Source organism: Halomonas sp. 1513, from assembly GCA_001971685.1.
Classification (GTDB): domain Bacteria; phylum Pseudomonadota; class Gammaproteobacteria; order Pseudomonadales; family Halomonadaceae; genus Franzmannia.
In genome coordinates, this window is record CP019326.1 from 1,124,301 (window position 1) to 1,139,357 (window position 15,057).

The 15,057-nt window shown below is 67.0% G+C and carries 10 protein-coding genes; 5 read left to right on the plus strand and 5 right to left on the minus strand.

From position 1 onward, the window contains the following. Positions 1-143 precede the first annotated feature (143 nt). Genes BWR19_05205 through BWR19_05215 form a run of 3 tightly spaced genes read left to right on the plus strand, consistent with a single transcriptional unit; the run spans position 144 to position 5,981 of the window. The gene (locus BWR19_05205; GenBank protein APX92384.1) at positions 144-1,385 is read left to right on the plus strand and encodes an efflux transporter periplasmic adaptor subunit; all 1,242 of its coding nucleotides are present in this window, start codon (positions 144-146) and stop codon (positions 1,383-1,385) included. Beyond that, positions 1,385-4,531 carry an RND transporter gene (locus tag BWR19_05210; GenBank protein APX92385.1) on the plus strand — a complete coding sequence of 1,049 codons (3,147 nt, stop codon included), beginning with the start codon at positions 1,385-1,387 and terminating at the stop codon, positions 4,529-4,531. The genes BWR19_05205 and BWR19_05210 overlap by 1 nt, the downstream gene beginning before the upstream one ends. After that, a complete protein-coding gene (locus BWR19_05215; GenBank protein ID APX92386.1) occupies positions 4,524-5,981 on the plus strand; it encodes an RND transporter in 1,458 nt (485 codons plus the stop codon). The genes BWR19_05210 and BWR19_05215 overlap by 8 nt, the downstream gene beginning before the upstream one ends. A gap of 78 nt (positions 5,982-6,059) precedes the next feature. Here BWR19_05215 and BWR19_05220 read toward each other — a convergent pair whose 3' ends face one another. Then, positions 6,060-6,671, minus strand: a complete 612-nt coding sequence (locus tag BWR19_05220) for a TetR family transcriptional regulator (protein APX92387.1) — start codon at positions 6,669-6,671, stop codon at positions 6,060-6,062. A gap of 166 nt (positions 6,672-6,837) precedes the next feature. Here BWR19_05220 and BWR19_05225 point away from each other — a divergent pair, with 166 nt between their 5' ends. Continuing rightward, entirely contained in the window at positions 6,838-7,869 is a 1,032-nt protein-coding gene (locus tag BWR19_05225) for a succinylglutamate desuccinylase (GenBank protein APX92388.1), read from the plus strand. A gap of 12 nt (positions 7,870-7,881) precedes the next feature. Here BWR19_05225 and BWR19_05230 read toward each other — a convergent pair whose 3' ends face one another. Then, positions 7,882-8,874 (minus strand): tRNA dihydrouridine(20/20a) synthase DusA, encoded by a 993-nt coding sequence (locus tag BWR19_05230; protein ID APX92389.1) that lies wholly within the window; start codon positions 8,872-8,874, stop codon positions 7,882-7,884. A 437-nt stretch (positions 8,875-9,311) separates the two neighbouring features. Here BWR19_05230 and BWR19_05235 point away from each other — a divergent pair, with 437 nt between their 5' ends. After that, a complete protein-coding gene (locus BWR19_05235) occupies positions 9,312-9,899 on the plus strand; it encodes a hypothetical protein (GenBank protein APX92390.1) in 588 nt (195 codons plus the stop codon). A 24-nt stretch (positions 9,900-9,923) separates the two neighbouring features. On the opposite strand, the gene BWR19_05240 is transcribed toward BWR19_05235, so the two are convergent. The 3 genes from BWR19_05240 to BWR19_05250 all read right to left on the minus strand — a co-directional run bounded on the left by BWR19_05240 (position 9,924) and on the right by BWR19_05250 (position 14,953). Further along, the gene (locus BWR19_05240; protein APX92391.1) at positions 9,924-10,520 is read right to left on the minus strand and encodes a hypothetical protein; all 597 of its coding nucleotides are present in this window, start codon (positions 10,518-10,520) and stop codon (positions 9,924-9,926) included. A gap of 67 nt (positions 10,521-10,587) precedes the next feature. Beyond that, the gene (locus BWR19_05245) at positions 10,588-12,342 is read right to left on the minus strand and encodes a GGDEF domain-containing response regulator (protein APX92392.1); all 1,755 of its coding nucleotides are present in this window, start codon (positions 12,340-12,342) and stop codon (positions 10,588-10,590) included. 7 nt (positions 12,343-12,349) lie between these two features. Then, complete coding sequence (locus BWR19_05250; protein ID APX92393.1) at positions 12,350-14,953, minus strand: hypothetical protein; 2,604 nt, start codon at positions 14,951-14,953, stop codon at positions 12,350-12,352. Positions 14,954-15,057: the final 104 nt, after the last annotated feature.

A 15,057-nucleotide genomic window follows, 5' to 3' on the forward strand; every position in this document is an offset into this window, starting at 1 on the left:
ATTAGGCTGGCTCCCCGTTCGTTGCCTACGCCTTCCGTTTAGGCACAAGACTTCCATACATACATGAATGTAACTATAATGCGCACCTTTCCCGGTGACTCGAGGATGGAGTCACTTATACGTTTCACACCTGGAGGCACCTCATGCGATTGGCACCCCGAGCGGGCGTGACCCCGATTCGAACCCTGCTGTTGGCAGGGCTGATCAGCGTGGGCCTGGCGGCCTGTGGTCAGAACGGCGAGGATGAGGAAGGCCCCCCGGGCGGCGAGGCGGACGGACAGCCGCCGACCACGGTGTCGGTGATCAACGTCGAGCCGCGTGACGTCGAGGTGGTGCAGGAGTACGCCGGTCGCGCCCGTGGCTCACGAGAGGTCGAGGTGCGCGCTCGGGTCGAGGGCATCCTTCAGGAGCGACTCTACACCGAGGGGCAGGTGGTCGAGGAAGGCGAGGCGCTGTTTCGCATCGACCGCGAGCCCTACGAGATCGCGCTGCGCCGCGCCGAGGCCGAGCGCGCCAATGCCCAGGCCGACCTCAACCAGGCGCGCCGCGAGTGGCAGCGGATCTCCTCGCTGTTCGACCAGAACGCGGTCAGCGAGCGCGAACGCGATACCGCGCTGTCGGGACGCGAACTGGCCGAGGCGCGCTATGCGCTGGCCGATGCCGGCGTCGCCGACGCCCAGCTCAATCTCGATTACACCGAGGTCACCGCGCCGCTGGCCGGGGTCACCGGGCTCGAGAGTTTCCCGGAAGGTAGCCTGATCGATCGCGGCCAGCTGCTGACCAGCGTGACCCAGCAGGACCCGATCCACGTGCGCTTCTCGCTGCCCGAGAACGATGCCGCCCTGCAGCGCACCGCGCGCCGGGCGATGGCCGCCAGCGGCGACGAGTCGCCGCGCCAGGCGGCACTGATCCTGCCTGACGGCAGCGACTACGACCAGGCCGGCCAGGTCGACTTCACCGATAGCACCATCGACCCGCGCACCGGCAGCGTGTCGGCGCGGGCGGTATTCCCCAACGCCGACGGCGAGGTGGTGCCGGGTCAGTTCGTGCGCGTGCGGGTGGTGGTGCAGACCCTCGAGGATGCCTTCCTGATTCCGCCCCAGGCGGTGGGGCAGGGCAGCGAAGGCCCGCAGGTGTTCGTGGTCGATGACGACGACAAGGCCGAGGCGCGCAGCGTCCAGCTGGGGCCGGTACAAGAGGGTCAGCAGATCGTCATTGGCGGCCTCGAGCGCGGCGACCGGGTGGTGGTCAACGGCCAGGTGGCGCTGCAGGACGGCATGGACGTCTCGGCGTCGGAGGTCGAGGACGACGAGGAGGCCGCCGAAGAAGCCGAGCAGTCGGCATTCGACGCCGAACAGCAAGTCCCCGATGACGAGGAGGCGTGATGCTCAGGTTCTTCATTGACCGGCCGATCTTCGCCTCGGTCATCTCCATCGTCGTCGTGCTGGCGGGGCTTGCCGCGCTGCGCGCACTGCCGGTGGAGCAGTACCCCGACGTGGTGCCGCCGCAGATCGTGGTGCAGGCCAACTATCCCGGCGCCAGCGCCGAGGTGCTGTCCGAGGCGGTGGCCGCACCGCTCGAGCAGGAGATCAACGGCGTCGACGACATGATCTACATGGAGTCGAGTGCCACCGATGCCGGCAGCCTGCAGATCACCGTCTCGTTCGAGATGGGTACCGACCCGGATCAGGCGGCGATCAACGTCAACAACCGCGTGCAGGCCGGCCTGGCGCGGGTGCCGCAGCAGGTCCGCGACCAGGGCGTGCGGGTCGAGGCGCGCTCCACCAACATCCTGATGGTGCCGGTGATGTACTCGCCGGACGGCAGCCAGGACCCGCTGTTCATCTCCAACTATGCGCTGCTCAACGTGCTCGACGAGCTGGTGCGGATACCCGGCGTCGGCGACGCCTCGCTGTTCGGCGCCCAGGACTACTCGATGCGGGTGTGGCTGTCGCCGGACAAGCTGTCGCAGTTCGATCTGACGCCGTCCGACGTGGCCGCGGCGATCCGCGAGCAGAACGCCCAGTTCGCCGCCGGCCAGCTGGGCGCCGAGCCCTCGGTGGACGACCAGGCGTTCACCTTCACGGTGACCACCCGCGGCCAGCTCTCCGATCCGGAGGAGTTCGAGAACATCATCCTGCGCGCCGACGAGGATGGCGGCAGCCTGCGCCTGGGCGACGTGGCACGCGCCGAACTAGGCGCCCAGAACTACGCCTTCTCGGCCACCTACAACGGCCAGAACGCGGTGCCCATGGGCATCTACCTGCAGCCCGGGGCCAACGCCCTGGAAACCGCCGACGCGGTGCGCGATGCGCTGGACGACATCGCCACGCGCTTCCCGGAAGGGGTCGAGTACACCATCCCCTACGACACCACCGAGTTCGTCGAGATCTCGATCAAGGAGGTGTTCATCACCCTGCTGATCGCGGTGGCGCTGGTGGTGCTGGTGACCTTCCTGTTCCTGCAACATCTGCGCGCCACGCTGATCCCGGTGGCGGCCATTCCGGTGTCGCTGATCGGCACCTTCGCCGGCATGCTGGCGCTGGGGTTCTCGGTCAACCTGCTGACGTTGTTCGGGCTGGTGCTGGCGATCGGCATCGTGGTCGACAATGCCATCATCGTGCTCGAGAACGTCGACCGGCTGATGCGCGAGAAGGGCATGGAGGCCCGCGAAGCCTCGATCAAGACCATGCACCAGGTAGCCGGGGCGGTGCTCTCCTCGACCCTGGTGCTGGTCGCGGTATTCGCCCCGGTGACCTTCCTCGGTGGCCTGACCGGCGAGCTCTACCGCCAGTTCGCGGTGACCATCGCCATCTCGGTGGTGGTCTCCGGGGTGGTGGCCCTGACCCTGACGCCGGCGATGTGCGCACTGCTGCTGGACGGTCAGAAGCACAAGGTGGCCAAGCCCTTCGAGCTGTTCAATCGCGGCTTCGACAAGCTCACCAACGGTTTCGCCTGGCTGGTCAACAAGCTGCTGCGCCATGCGCTGATCGGCTGCGTACTGTTCATCGGCGTGCTGGCAGTGACGGTCTTCTCGATGAGCCGCATGGCGCCCGGCCTGGTGCCCCAGGAGGACCAGGGCGTGGCGCTGGTGGTCTATCAGCTGCCGGCGGTGTCGGCACTGTCGCGCACCGAGAGCGTGCGCGACCAGGTCTCGGCGATGCTCACCGACATGGACGAGGTCGACCAGTTCACCAGCTTCGCCGGCTTCGACATCATCGCCGGCTCGCTGCGCAGCAACGCCGGGGTCGGCTTCGCCAACCTCGCCGACTGGAGCGAGCGCACCGGGGAGGGGCAGGATGCCGCCTCGCTGGCGGGCCGCATCATGGGCATGGGCGCGGGCATTCCCGAGGCCAACGTGCTGGCCTTCACGCCGCCGCCGATCCAGGGCCTGTCGCTGACCGGCGGGGTCGAGGGCTATCTCGAGGTGCGCGGCGACAGCACGCCTGACGAGATCGCCGAACTGGCTCAGCGCCTGGCTGCGGCGGCCAACGAGCGCCCCGAGCTGGTCAATGCGCGCACCACGCTGGATACCAGCATCCCGCGCTACAGCGCCGAGGTCGATCGCGAGAAGGCGCGCGCCATGGGCGTGCCGATCAACCAGATCTTCGAGACCATGCAGAGCACCTTCGGCTCGCTGTACGTCAACGACTTCACCCTGGCCGGGCGCAACTGGCAGGTGAACCTGCAGTCGGAGGCCGAGTTCCGCGGCCAGCCCGAGGATCTCAACCGTGTCTTCGTGCGCTCCGAGAGCAGTGAGATGCTGCCGCTGTCGACCCTGGTGACGCTGGAGCGCACCCCGGGGCCGGACATCATCAACCGCTTCAACGTCAACAGCGCCGCCAAGTTCCTGGCCGATGCCGCCCCCGGCTATACCACCGGCCAGGCCAAGGAGGCGATGGACGCGGTAGCCGCCGAGGTGCTGACCGACGGTAACAGTTCGCTGGGCTGGACCGGCGAGGCCTATCAGCTCGACGCCGCGGCGGGTGCCGGCGGCCTGGCCTTCGGCCTGGGCCTGGTGATGGTGTTCCTGATCCTGGCCGCCCAGTACGAGCGTTGGACCCTGCCGCTGGCGGTCGCCTCGGCGGTACCGTTCGGGGTGCTGGGGGCGTCGCTGGCCGCCACGCTGCGTGGCTTCCCCAACGACATCTATTTCCAGGTCGGCCTGCTGGTACTGATCGGGCTGGCGGCCAAGAACGCCATCCTGATCGTCGAGTTCGCGGCCCAGAACCGGCGCGCCGGGATGTCCTCCTTCGATGCCGCCATGGCCGCTGCCCAGCAGCGTTTCCGCGCCATCATCATGACCGCGCTGACCTTCATCATCGGCACGCTGCCGCTGGTATTCGCCAGCGGAGCGGGTGCGGCCAGTCGCCAGGAGATCGGCACGGTGGTGGTCGGCGGGATGATCTTCGCCAGTACCCTGGCGCTGCTGTTCGTGCCACTCTTCTATAAATTGATGGATGACTTGGGCTCGCGTGGTCGTGAGCGTCGTGCCCGTCGTCTCGAGCAGGGAGAGCAGAAGCATGCATAAGCCCAAGGTTGCCGGCGCCTCGCGTCTGGCCGCGCCGCTCATCCTGGCGGCGCTGCTGGCCGGCTGCGCCGTGGGGCCCGACTACCGGGCCCCGGACATCGCCCTGCCCGACGAGTGGCCGGAGCACGTGCTGCTGGCCGAGGAGGAGCGTAGCGAGTGGCGCCACTGGTGGCGCCAGTTCGAGGATCCGCGCCTCGACGCGCTGGTCGAGCGCGCCACCGCCGAGAACCTGGATGTCCGCCTGCAGCTGGCGCGGATCCAGGAGGCGCGGGCCCAGCTGGGCCTGGCACGCGCCGAGCAGCTGCCCTCGGTGGGCGCCCAGGCCGAGGCCTCACGCGACCGCACCCCGGCCACCGCCTCGCCGTTCGGCGTCGAGTCCACCGACAACACCTTCTCGGTGGCCGGCCAGTTGAGCTACGAGATCGATCTTTGGGGGCGTCTGGCGCGGGAGCGCGAGGCCTCTGAGGCGCTGCTCGAGGAGAGCGTGTTCGCCCACGATGCGGTGCGTCTCAACGTGATCACCGACGTGGTGGCGACCTACTTCGACCTCAAGAGCGCCGAGCAGCAGCGGCGCATCACCGAGAGTACTCTGGAGTCGCGGGAGGAGACCTTCCGCCTCGAGCAGATCCGCTTCGATTCCGGCGAGACCGACGAGCTGGCGCTGCGCCAGGCGCAGTCGGAGCTCGAAACCACCCGCGCCCAGCTGCCGGCCCAGGTGCAGCGCGTGCGCTCGCTGGAGGGCGCGCTGGCCGCGCTGGTGGGGCTGTCGCCGGCAGAGCTGTTCGATGAGCTCGATTTCGGCGACACGCGGCTCGATGACATCGCGCTGCCTACCGGCGTGCCGACCATGCTGCCATCGACGCTGCTCCAGCGGCGCCCGGACATCCGCTCTGCTGAGGCCGGCCTGGTCGCCGCCAATGCGGGGATCGGTATCGCCGAGGCCAGCCGCCTGCCGAGCCTCAACCTCAGCGGACTGATCGGCACCGCGGCCGGCGACGCCGGTGACCTGTTCACCTCGGCGGCTCAGGCCTGGGGGCTGGGCGCTACGGTGATGGGGCCGATCGTCGATTTCGGCCGCTCGCGCTCGCGCATCGACACCGCCGAGGCGCTGTCCGAGCAGGCCGAGGTGCAGTATCGGGCCACCGTGAACCTGGCCTTCAACGAGGTGCGCGATGCGCTGGTCAGCTACGAGACCAGCGGCGAGCGGGTCGAGGCGACCCGCCAGCAGGTCGAGGCGATCCGCCGTACCCAGGAGCTGGCAGAGGTGCGCTATCGCGAGGGCTTCGTCGGCTTTATCGAGGTGCTGGATGCCCAGCGCGCGCTGCTCTCCGCCGAGCTGGCGCTGGCCGAGGCGGTGCGCGACCGGCTGACCGCCACCGCGACGCTGTTCAAGGCGCTGGGCGGCGGATGGGAGAGTGACCTGCCCGGCGAGCAGCCCACCGACGTCTGACCTCTTGCGCAGTGCCAAAATGCAGCGGGCCGCCCCAAGGGGCGGCCCACTAGTTGTTGGCAGGTTGGGAGTGCAGCGTCAGCGGCGCATCATATGCAGCAGGCTGCCCAGCAGCTCCTCGCCGCGCTCGCGGATCGAGTAGCGCTCGGGGCCGCGCAGCCAGTCGTGGAAGAGTCCGCCGAGGGTCGCCTGGAGCATGCGGGCGGCGGTCTCGGGGGAGAGGTCGTCGCGCAGCTGGCCGAGCTCATGGGCGCGCCGCAGCTGTTGGCATATCTCGACGTGACACTCCTCGGCCAGGCGGTCCTGCATCTCCAGCGGATTGATGTCGCTGAAGAATTCGCAGCGATGCAGCAGGATGGCGTGGACCCGGTGGCTGCTGGGCTGCTCGAGCCTGATGAAGCCGTTGTCAAAGGCCACGCGCAGCGCTTCCAGCGGGTCGTCGAGCAGGTGCGGGTGGTGCAGGGTATCGACCAGCTCCTCGAATGGCATGCGCACGCGCTCGATCAGCGCCATGAACAGGTCGGCCTTGTTCTTGAAGTGCCAGTAGAGGGCGCCGCGGGTCATCCCGGCGTGGCGGGCGATCTGCTCCAGCGAGGTGCGCGCCACGCCGTTGTCGAAGAACACCTCCTCGGCGGCGTCCAGCAGGGCTTCACGGGTGGCTTCTGCCTCGGCTTTGGTTCGTCTGGCCATGGGGTGGCGTTCTCGCAGCGGTTACGGTCATGGCCGCATTGTACCGTAATGCGAGCATACTTACATTCGTGACTGTATAGTTATCGAGTCTTGATCGCCCGGCTCGCCAAGTACGACGCGGCGCGGTATAACAGGCCGCATCGTTTCTCCGCACAAGGACATGCGCATGGCTCGCGCCCCCTTCGAACTCGCCGGCACCCGCATCGCGCCCGGCGCCCGGCTCCAGATCGATGTGCCGGTGGCCAGGCTCTACACCCATGCCCCGCTGCATATCCCCGTCGAGGTAGTCCACGGGCGCCAGGCCGGACCGGTGCTGCTGGTATGCGGCGGCATTCACGGCGATGAGATCAACGGCGTCGAGATCGTGCGCCGCCTGCTGCGCTCCAAGCAGCTCCAGGGGCTGCGCGGCACCCTGATCGCCGCGCCGATCGTCAATGTCTTCGGCTTCGTCCAGCACAGCCGCTACCTGCCCGACCGGCGCGACCTCAATCGCTGCTTTCCGGGCAGCGAGTCGGGCTCGCTGGGCGGCCGCGTGGCGGCGCTGTTCCGCGAGCAGATCGTCGACCACGCCAGCCACATCATTGACCTGCACACCGGGGCGATTCACCGCACCAACCTGCCGCAGATCCGCGCCCAGTTGAAGACCCATCCCGAGACCGAGACCATGGCAGAGGCATTCGGCGCACCGGTGATCCTCAACGCCGAGCTGCGCGAGGGCAGCCTGCGCCACTATGCCCAGAATCGCGGCGTACCGGTACTCACCTACGAAGCCGGCGAGGCGCTGCGCTTCGACGAGTGGGCCATCGGCCCCGGGGTGCGCGGCGTGCTGCGCGTAATGCGGCGCATCGGCATGCTCACCGGCGAGCACCGCCGGCGCACGCCTCCGTCCGCTGAAGTCGCCAACGGCTCGAGCTGGGCGCGGGCGCCCATCGACGGCATCCTGCGGCCGCGGGTGCGGCTCGGTGCACGCGTCGCCAGGGGCGAGGTGCTGGGCCTGGTAGCCGACCCCTTCGGCAACGCCGAGGGCGAGGTGGTGGCGGTGGCCGACGGCATCGTGATCGGCATGAGCAATCTGCCGCTGGCCAACGAGGGTGAGGCGCTGTTCCACATCGCGCGCTTCGACGCCATCGAGGAAGCCGAGAGCGCGGTGGAGTCGTTCCAGTCGGACTACGACCCGCAGCCGGATCCCGCCAAGTGAGAGGAGCGCCGATCAGGCGCTGAGCGGGGCTCGTTCGGGCACCAGGCTCAGGGCGTCATCGAACACTCGCAGGCAGGCGCCGTCGAGGTGTCCATGTTCGGAGAGGTGGCGGCGAAAGCGGCGCCCCCCCGGCTGCCCCTGGAATAGCCCGAGCAGGTGGCGGGTGATGTGGTTGAGCTTGGCGCCTTCCTCCAGCCGCCGAGCGATATAGGGGCGGAAGGCCCGCGCCGCGGCGTGGCGGCTGGTGGCCGGCCCGGGCTCGCCGTAGAGCGCCGCGTCCACGCCGGCCAGCAGCCAGGGATTCTGGTACGCCTCGCGGCCGACCATCACGCTGTCGACCCGCGCCAGGTGCTCGCGGCACTCATCCAGCGTCTTGATGCCGCCGTTGATGCCGATATGCAGCGCGGGGTGCTGCTGCTTGAGGCGCTGCACCCGCGGGTAGTTGAGCGGCGGCACGTCGCGGTTCTCCTTGGGCGAGAGCCCCTGCAGCCACGCCTTGCGCGCGTGGACGATGAACACCTCGCAGCCGGCATCCGCTACCGTGTCAATGAAGCGCGCCAGATCGGCGTCCTCGTCCTGGTCGTCGATGCCGATCCGGCACTTGACGGTGACCGGGATCGACACCGCCGCCTGCATCGCCTTGATCGCCGCCGCCACCTTGTGCGGATGCCCCATCAGGCAGGCGCCGATCAGGTTGTTCTGCACCCGATCGCTGGGGCAGCCGACGTTGAGATTGACCTCGTCGTAGCCCCACGCCTCGGCCATCGCCGCGCACTCCGCCAGCTCAATCGGGTCGCTACCGCCGAGCTGCAGTGCCAGCGGATGTTCTACCTCGTCATAGCCGAGAAAGCGCTCCCGCGGGCTGCCGTGGATCAGCGCCCCAGTGGTGACCATCTCGGTATATAGCAGCGCACGGCGCGTCAGCGTGCGCGCGAAAGCGCGGTAGTCGCGGGTCGTCCAGTCCATCATCGGCGCAACAGAGAAGGTTCGGTCGAGCTTGGGCATCGGTATTCAGCACGTGGCAAACGAATACATCAGTTTACCATTTGGCTTGTGTTGTCTGACAGAAGGGCAGTAGCCCGAGAGGGGGAAAGGGCTATAAACCGGCGCGTGGGAAAAATCTCATGTACAGAGCTTGATTATTGTACATGTGTCGTATAGATTTAATTGCGTGACACATGGGTCACACCTTGTGGCGCGAGCGGCTCACTCTCCCCGTCTGGGGCCGCTCCTGCCACGATGCAGCTCCCGTCTGCATCTCTCGACAGAGTAAGTCCGTTGCTAGCCCCCTCCCCGGGGGCTTTTTTTTGGCGGGTTGAAAGATGACGGGCTGAACCTGGCCTCTGCCCAGCTATCCAATTCAGCGATATCTGAGCTGGGCGATGTGCCCCGCGGTCGACAGGTGGTAGGGTTTGGACAGGATGTACAGTGGGAGGTAACGCATGACGCTGCAGCGGGCTGTTCAGGTAACGGGATTGGTACTGATGGTGCTCGCACTGCTGGGATGTGGCAGTGATGGTGATCATGACATCGGCGAGTCCGAGGTAGAGGAGCAGGCGACTGCGGAGGAGACCACTGCGGTCGAGGAGACCGAGGCGGCCCCCGCGGCAGCCGTAATGGAGGAGGAAGTGCTGATCGAGACCGATGCGCGTCTGGATAATCGCCGCCAGATGCAGGTCAGCGGCACGACCAATCTCCCCGAGGGAACGCAGCTTCAGGTGGTGGTGGAGCGTGAATCCAGTCGGGTGCGCTGGCGCAACAGTGCCAATGTCGATGGTGAGGGCGGCTTTGAGGCGGGTCCATTTGGCCCCGGTAGCGGTTTACCCGACGGCATGTACCTGATTGAAGTCAATATGCCGCCGGCCAACGTACAGCCTGCAGCGGTGCGCGAGTTCATCGGTGAGCGCGGCGAACATCTCGAGGGGGAATTGGTTCGGGAGGCCAATCACGGCCTGGGCAATGAGGTGCGCTATCGTTCACAGGTGGAGCTGGGCGATCAGCGCAGCATTCGCTATATCGACGGCAGCTAGCCGCCGGGCAGTGCGTTGTCCCGATCAGGCGGCGCCTAGCCGCCAGCGGGCTTGAATCTTGCCGTAAAGGCGCAGGCTGGCATCCGCGGTGGCAGCCTCGTCGAGGGGCTCGCCGTCGCGCAGCAGCAGTAGCTCGCCGGTCGAGCCTTGCTGGAGCTGGCGTATCAACAGCTGTTGCTGATGCTCGATCAGGTAGAGACCCGGTCGCTGAAAGGTCGCCAGCGGTGTAATGGCGGCCAAATCGCCTGGGGCCAGGAACTCGATCTGTTCGCCCTCGCCGGGTGTTACCAGAAAACATTCCGTGCCCAGGTGCGCATCACCGAGCAGTTGCGTCGGCAGGGTGACGTGCTGGCGTGGGTAAGGCTGCCAGGGCGCCGGCGGCGTCGTGGTCAGGGTAAAGACCTGGGCCGTCTCGGGGGAGCGCTCGCTGAGCAGTTCGTCCAGCGGGCAGCCGAAGGCGTTGGCCAGCGCGACCAGGCGCTCATGACCAATCTGCTTGATGGCGCCCGACTCCCAGTAGGAAATAGTGACATCGGACACGCCGACCAGTCTCGCCAGCGCGGCCTTGTTGAGGCCGGCCTCGAGTCGTAGTTGCTTGATTCTGGGCCCGAGAGCTTGCATACCAGTATCCGTCGCTGATTGGCCAATGATGCTCGGCCAAGCGCTTGCTGCGGGCAATGCGGGCTAGTCAACGTTGCAGTAACGCTTGGTTGTCTTGTTGACCACAATACCAGTCAGCGAATTCCTCTGCGGGAAGCGGACCAGCGAAATAATACCCCTGGGCGCCCTCGCAGCCCATCCTGGCCAGCATGGTGGCTTGTTCGACGGTCTCGACGCCCTCCGCCACCACGTCGCAGCCGAAGCCGTGGGCCATGGCGATCACGCTGGTCACCAGGTTGCGGTCCTCGGCGCTGTTCATCAGGTCGTGGATGAAGGCCCGATCGATCTTGAGCGTGGCGACGGGCAGCGTCTTGAGATAGGCCAGCGATGAATAGCCGGTGCCGAAGTCGTCGATGGCGACCTTGATGCCGGCCTTGGCCAGCCGGGTGAGCAAGCGCCTAGCCAGTCCGACGTCGAGCATCAGGCCGGACTCGGTGACTTCGAGGCTCAGCCGCCGCGTGGGGAGCTCGAGTTGCTCGAAGCGGTTCAGCAGGCGCTCGGCGAAGTCACGCCGGCCAAGCTGGCGCGCGGCGATATTGACGGCAATCTCTATGTCACCGTCGGCGCAGGGCAACTGCTGCCAGGCCACCGCCTGGCGCATCGCCTCGTCGATCACCCAGTCGCCGATGGCGAGGATGTCGCCGCTGGCTTCGGCCAGTGGGATGAACTCGGCAGGAGAGATCGGTCCCAGCTCGGGGTGATGCCAGCGCAGCAGCGCCTCGGCGCCCAGCGGCCGGCCGCTGGCCAGGTCGATCTTGGGCTGATAGAGGAGCTGCAGTTCGCCACGCTGCGCCGCACCTTTGAGCGCCTGCTGCAGTCGCAGGCGCTGTAGCTGGGAGCTCTCCAGTGCTGGGCTGTGGCTGCGGATACGCGGTCCTGGTGGGTTGGGCAGGGCCAGCGCGGCCATCTGCACCAGGCGCTCGGGATCGGTGATGTGCTCGCTGGAATAGCTGATGCCGATACGCGCCTCCACCCTCAGCAGCAGCTCGTCGAGAGCGAGGTCGGCATCGAGCAGCGCCAGCAGGCGCCTGGCCAGGCCATTCAGCGCCGCTTCCGAGGACGGCGCCCGGTCGATCACCAGCAGTTCGCTACCACCCCACAGGCCGATGTGCTGGTGACTGGCGAGCAGTGCCTCCAGGCGTCGTCCCACCTGGCGCAAGAAGGCCTCGGAGGTGGCATAGCCGTGCAGGCGAATGATGTCGTCGAGCCCCTCGAGGCCGATGAACAGCAGCCCCACCGAGTGGCGGGCAATGGCGCTGTCGCGCAGTACCTGCAGCAGGCCGCGACGGTTGGGCAACTGGGTGATGGGGTCGGTGCGCGACTGCTGCTCGAGTGCCTGGGTGCGCTTGGCGACCAGTCGCTCGAGGACTTCGGCCTGCTTGTCGCGGACCTCGAAGCGATGCTGCACGGAGAGGATGTTGCGTATGCGCTGCAGCACCTCGTCATGCTGGAAGGGCTTGGTCAGGAAGTCGCGTACCCCGAGGCCCAGGGCGCGGTAGCGGGTCTCGTGGTCGACCTGAGCGGTCAGCACGATCACCGCGGGAGCATGCTCGCCGTAGGCCTGTTGCAGCTGCTCGATGACCGTGTGGCCGTTGAGGTAAGGCATGCGAATATCGAGCAGGATCAGGTCGGGCTTGCAGGCCTCGCAGCTGGCCAGCACCTGGCGCGGGTCGGTGAGCCCCTCGAGGTTGTCGAAGCCGTGGTCGTCGAGCAGGTCGAGCAGCATCTCGACGTTGATGGGGTTGTCGTCGACGACCAGCAGGCGCTTGTTCTCTACGTTCATGAATCGGCTATTCCTGACGGTTCTCGGCAGCGCTGCCATTGAGCTGCCGGGCGATCTCGTCGCTGAGCTGAGCGAGGTCGAGTGGCTTGGTCAAGTAGGCGGCAAACCCGGCACGCAGGGCGCGGCGAATATCCGAGGCCAGGGCGTTGGCCGAGACCGCCACCACCGGAATATCACGGGTGGCGGCATGTTGCTGCAGAAGACAATACGCCTCCAGCCCGCTCATTCCCGGCAGGTCGATGTCCATCAGGATCAACGCCGGTGGCTGACCGCGGGTCATCTCGAGGCCGATTTCGGCCGAAGGCGCGGTCACCAGCTCCAGATCCGGTCGCTCGTGAAAGACATCGGCCATCAGGCGCTGATTGGCCGGATTGTCTTCGATATATAGCACCCGCCGCCGTGCGCCGAGCGGGGGCTCTAGATCGGCCTCTGCATCGGGCGAGGCAGCGCTGGGTGTGGCGCCACTGACGGGCAGCTCGAACCAGAAGCGGCTGCCCTCACCGAGCTCACTCTCGACGCCTATGCTGCCCGCCATGCGCTCGACCAGTTCCTTGGTCAGGGCCAGGCCGATGCCGGTGCCTTCGATGGCCGAGTCTTCGGCATCCAGGCGGTTGAACGGTTCGAACAGCTCGTTTTGGCGCTCGCTGGCGACCCCCATTCCGGTATCGCTGACCACGACGCGCATGCGCTCGCCGCGCGGCTCGGTATGAACATGCACCTGGCCGCCAGGGTGGTTGTACTTGATAGCGTTGGAGATCAGGTTGAGCAGCACCTGCTTGACCCGGGTGTAGTCGGCATAGACGGCCGAGGCGTCGTTTGACGGTATGGGGGCGAGGATGATGCCGGCGGCGCCGGCCGAGGCGTCGAGGGTGTCGGTGGCGTCCCGGATGACGTCGTCGAGCAGAATCTCTTCGAGTGACAGGTGCAGGTGGCCGGCCTCGACCTTGGCCAGGTCGAGGACCTCGTTGATCAGGCTGAGCAGATGGTTGCCGCTCTTCTGGATCTGCTGGACCTGGCGCAGCTGGCGCTCGCCGAGCGGCGACTTGCGGCCGTTGGCGAGCAGCTGGGCGAAGCCGATGATGGCATTCAGCGGGGTGCGCAGTTCATGGCTCATCGACGACAGGAAATCGCTCTTGGCGCGGTTGGCGCGTTCGGCCTGGTCGCGCGCCTCGGAGAGTTCGCGGGTGTGGCGATAGAGGTTGATCAGCAGCGAGCAGGTAGCGGTGAAGGGCTGCAGCCGCTCCAGTATCTGCTGGTCGTAGTCGCTGCGACCGTTGGAGATGGCGTACATGCCGATCACCTTGTCTCCCTCGAGAATGGGTACCCCGAGATAGTTGTAAAGCGGCGGGTGCCCGGGGGGGAAGCCGCCGCGATGCGGATGCTGCGGCAGGTCGTTGGTGAGTACGGTCTCGCCGTAGGCAAACACCCGGCCCAGCAGGCTGTCGGGATTGGTCAGCAGCATGTCGCCGGTGCGCAGTTTCTCCATCAGCAGCCGTGACTCATCGCTCCACGACAGGTCGGTGATGGCGTGGATCTTGAGTGCCGGCGCCTCGCGTTTGGGCAGCACCTCGCCGATCAGCGCATAGTCGCTGTCGGTCAGCTCGCGCAGCGCCTCCATCAGGAATGTCCACAGACGGTCGCCGGAGATCAGCGCCTGATAGTCGGTGATCCCCTGGTGCAGCACCTTGAGCAGCGCGGCCTGGCGGTGGGACTCGGTGATATCGTGGGCGACGCTGACCACCCCGATTGGCTGCCCTTGATCGTCCTGCAGCGGCGACTTGGTGATCTTGAAGCGGCGGCCGCTGATGGGCGGCAGAACGATCCGCTGGGTGGCGTTCTCGGCCAGCACCCTGTCATCGGCGCTGCGCAGCTTGTCCACCACCTCTCGGGGCAGGTAGTCGGCAATATCGAAATCGGCGCGCTGCTCCGGCGTCAGCGATTCCACCAGCGCGCGGTACTCGTCGACGGTGATGCCCAGCAGCTGGTAGCAGGCCAGGTTGGCGATCAGGTAGCGGCCGTGGCTGTCGCGGGCATAGATGGGATCGCGGCTGCCCTGCAGAATCGAGCTCAGCAAGCCCGAGAGCTTCTCGCTGCGACGCTGCTCGTCGCTCTCCTGCTGGCGCAGGCGGTGAAGTCGCAGCAGTTCCTCGGCCTGGGTGGCGAGGCGTGCCATGCGGCGCTGCTGGGCCAAGTCGAGACCGCGCGGCCGGGTGTCGATCAGGCACAGGGTGCCGACCACATGGCCGTCGATGGGGCGCAGCGGGAAGCCGGCATAGAAGCGAATGAAGGGGGGGCCGGTGACCAGAGGGTTATCGGCGAAATCGGGGTGCGCGAGGGTATCTTCGATAATCAGCGGTGCATTGGCCGCTACCGCATGGCCGCAGAACGAGATGTCGCGGGGCGTTTCACGGCTGCCAAGCCCGCTGCACGACTTGAACCACTGGCGGTGCTCGTCGACCAGCGATATCAGGGCGATGGGCACATTGAACAGGTCGCGGGCCAGGTCGGTGAGGCTGTCGAAGCCCTCGTCTGCTGGCGTGTCGAGCAGTGCAAGGTCGTGCAGGGCCGCCAGCCGCAGCGCTTCGTCTTTGGGATGTTCGGGCGGGCGCATGGGCTCTCCTGTCGACTCTCCCGGCCGGCCGCTGGGATTCGGCCAACCGGGACGCCGAGGTGTGCGGCGTCCATAGGAGATATCGACAGTTTACGGCAATTCTT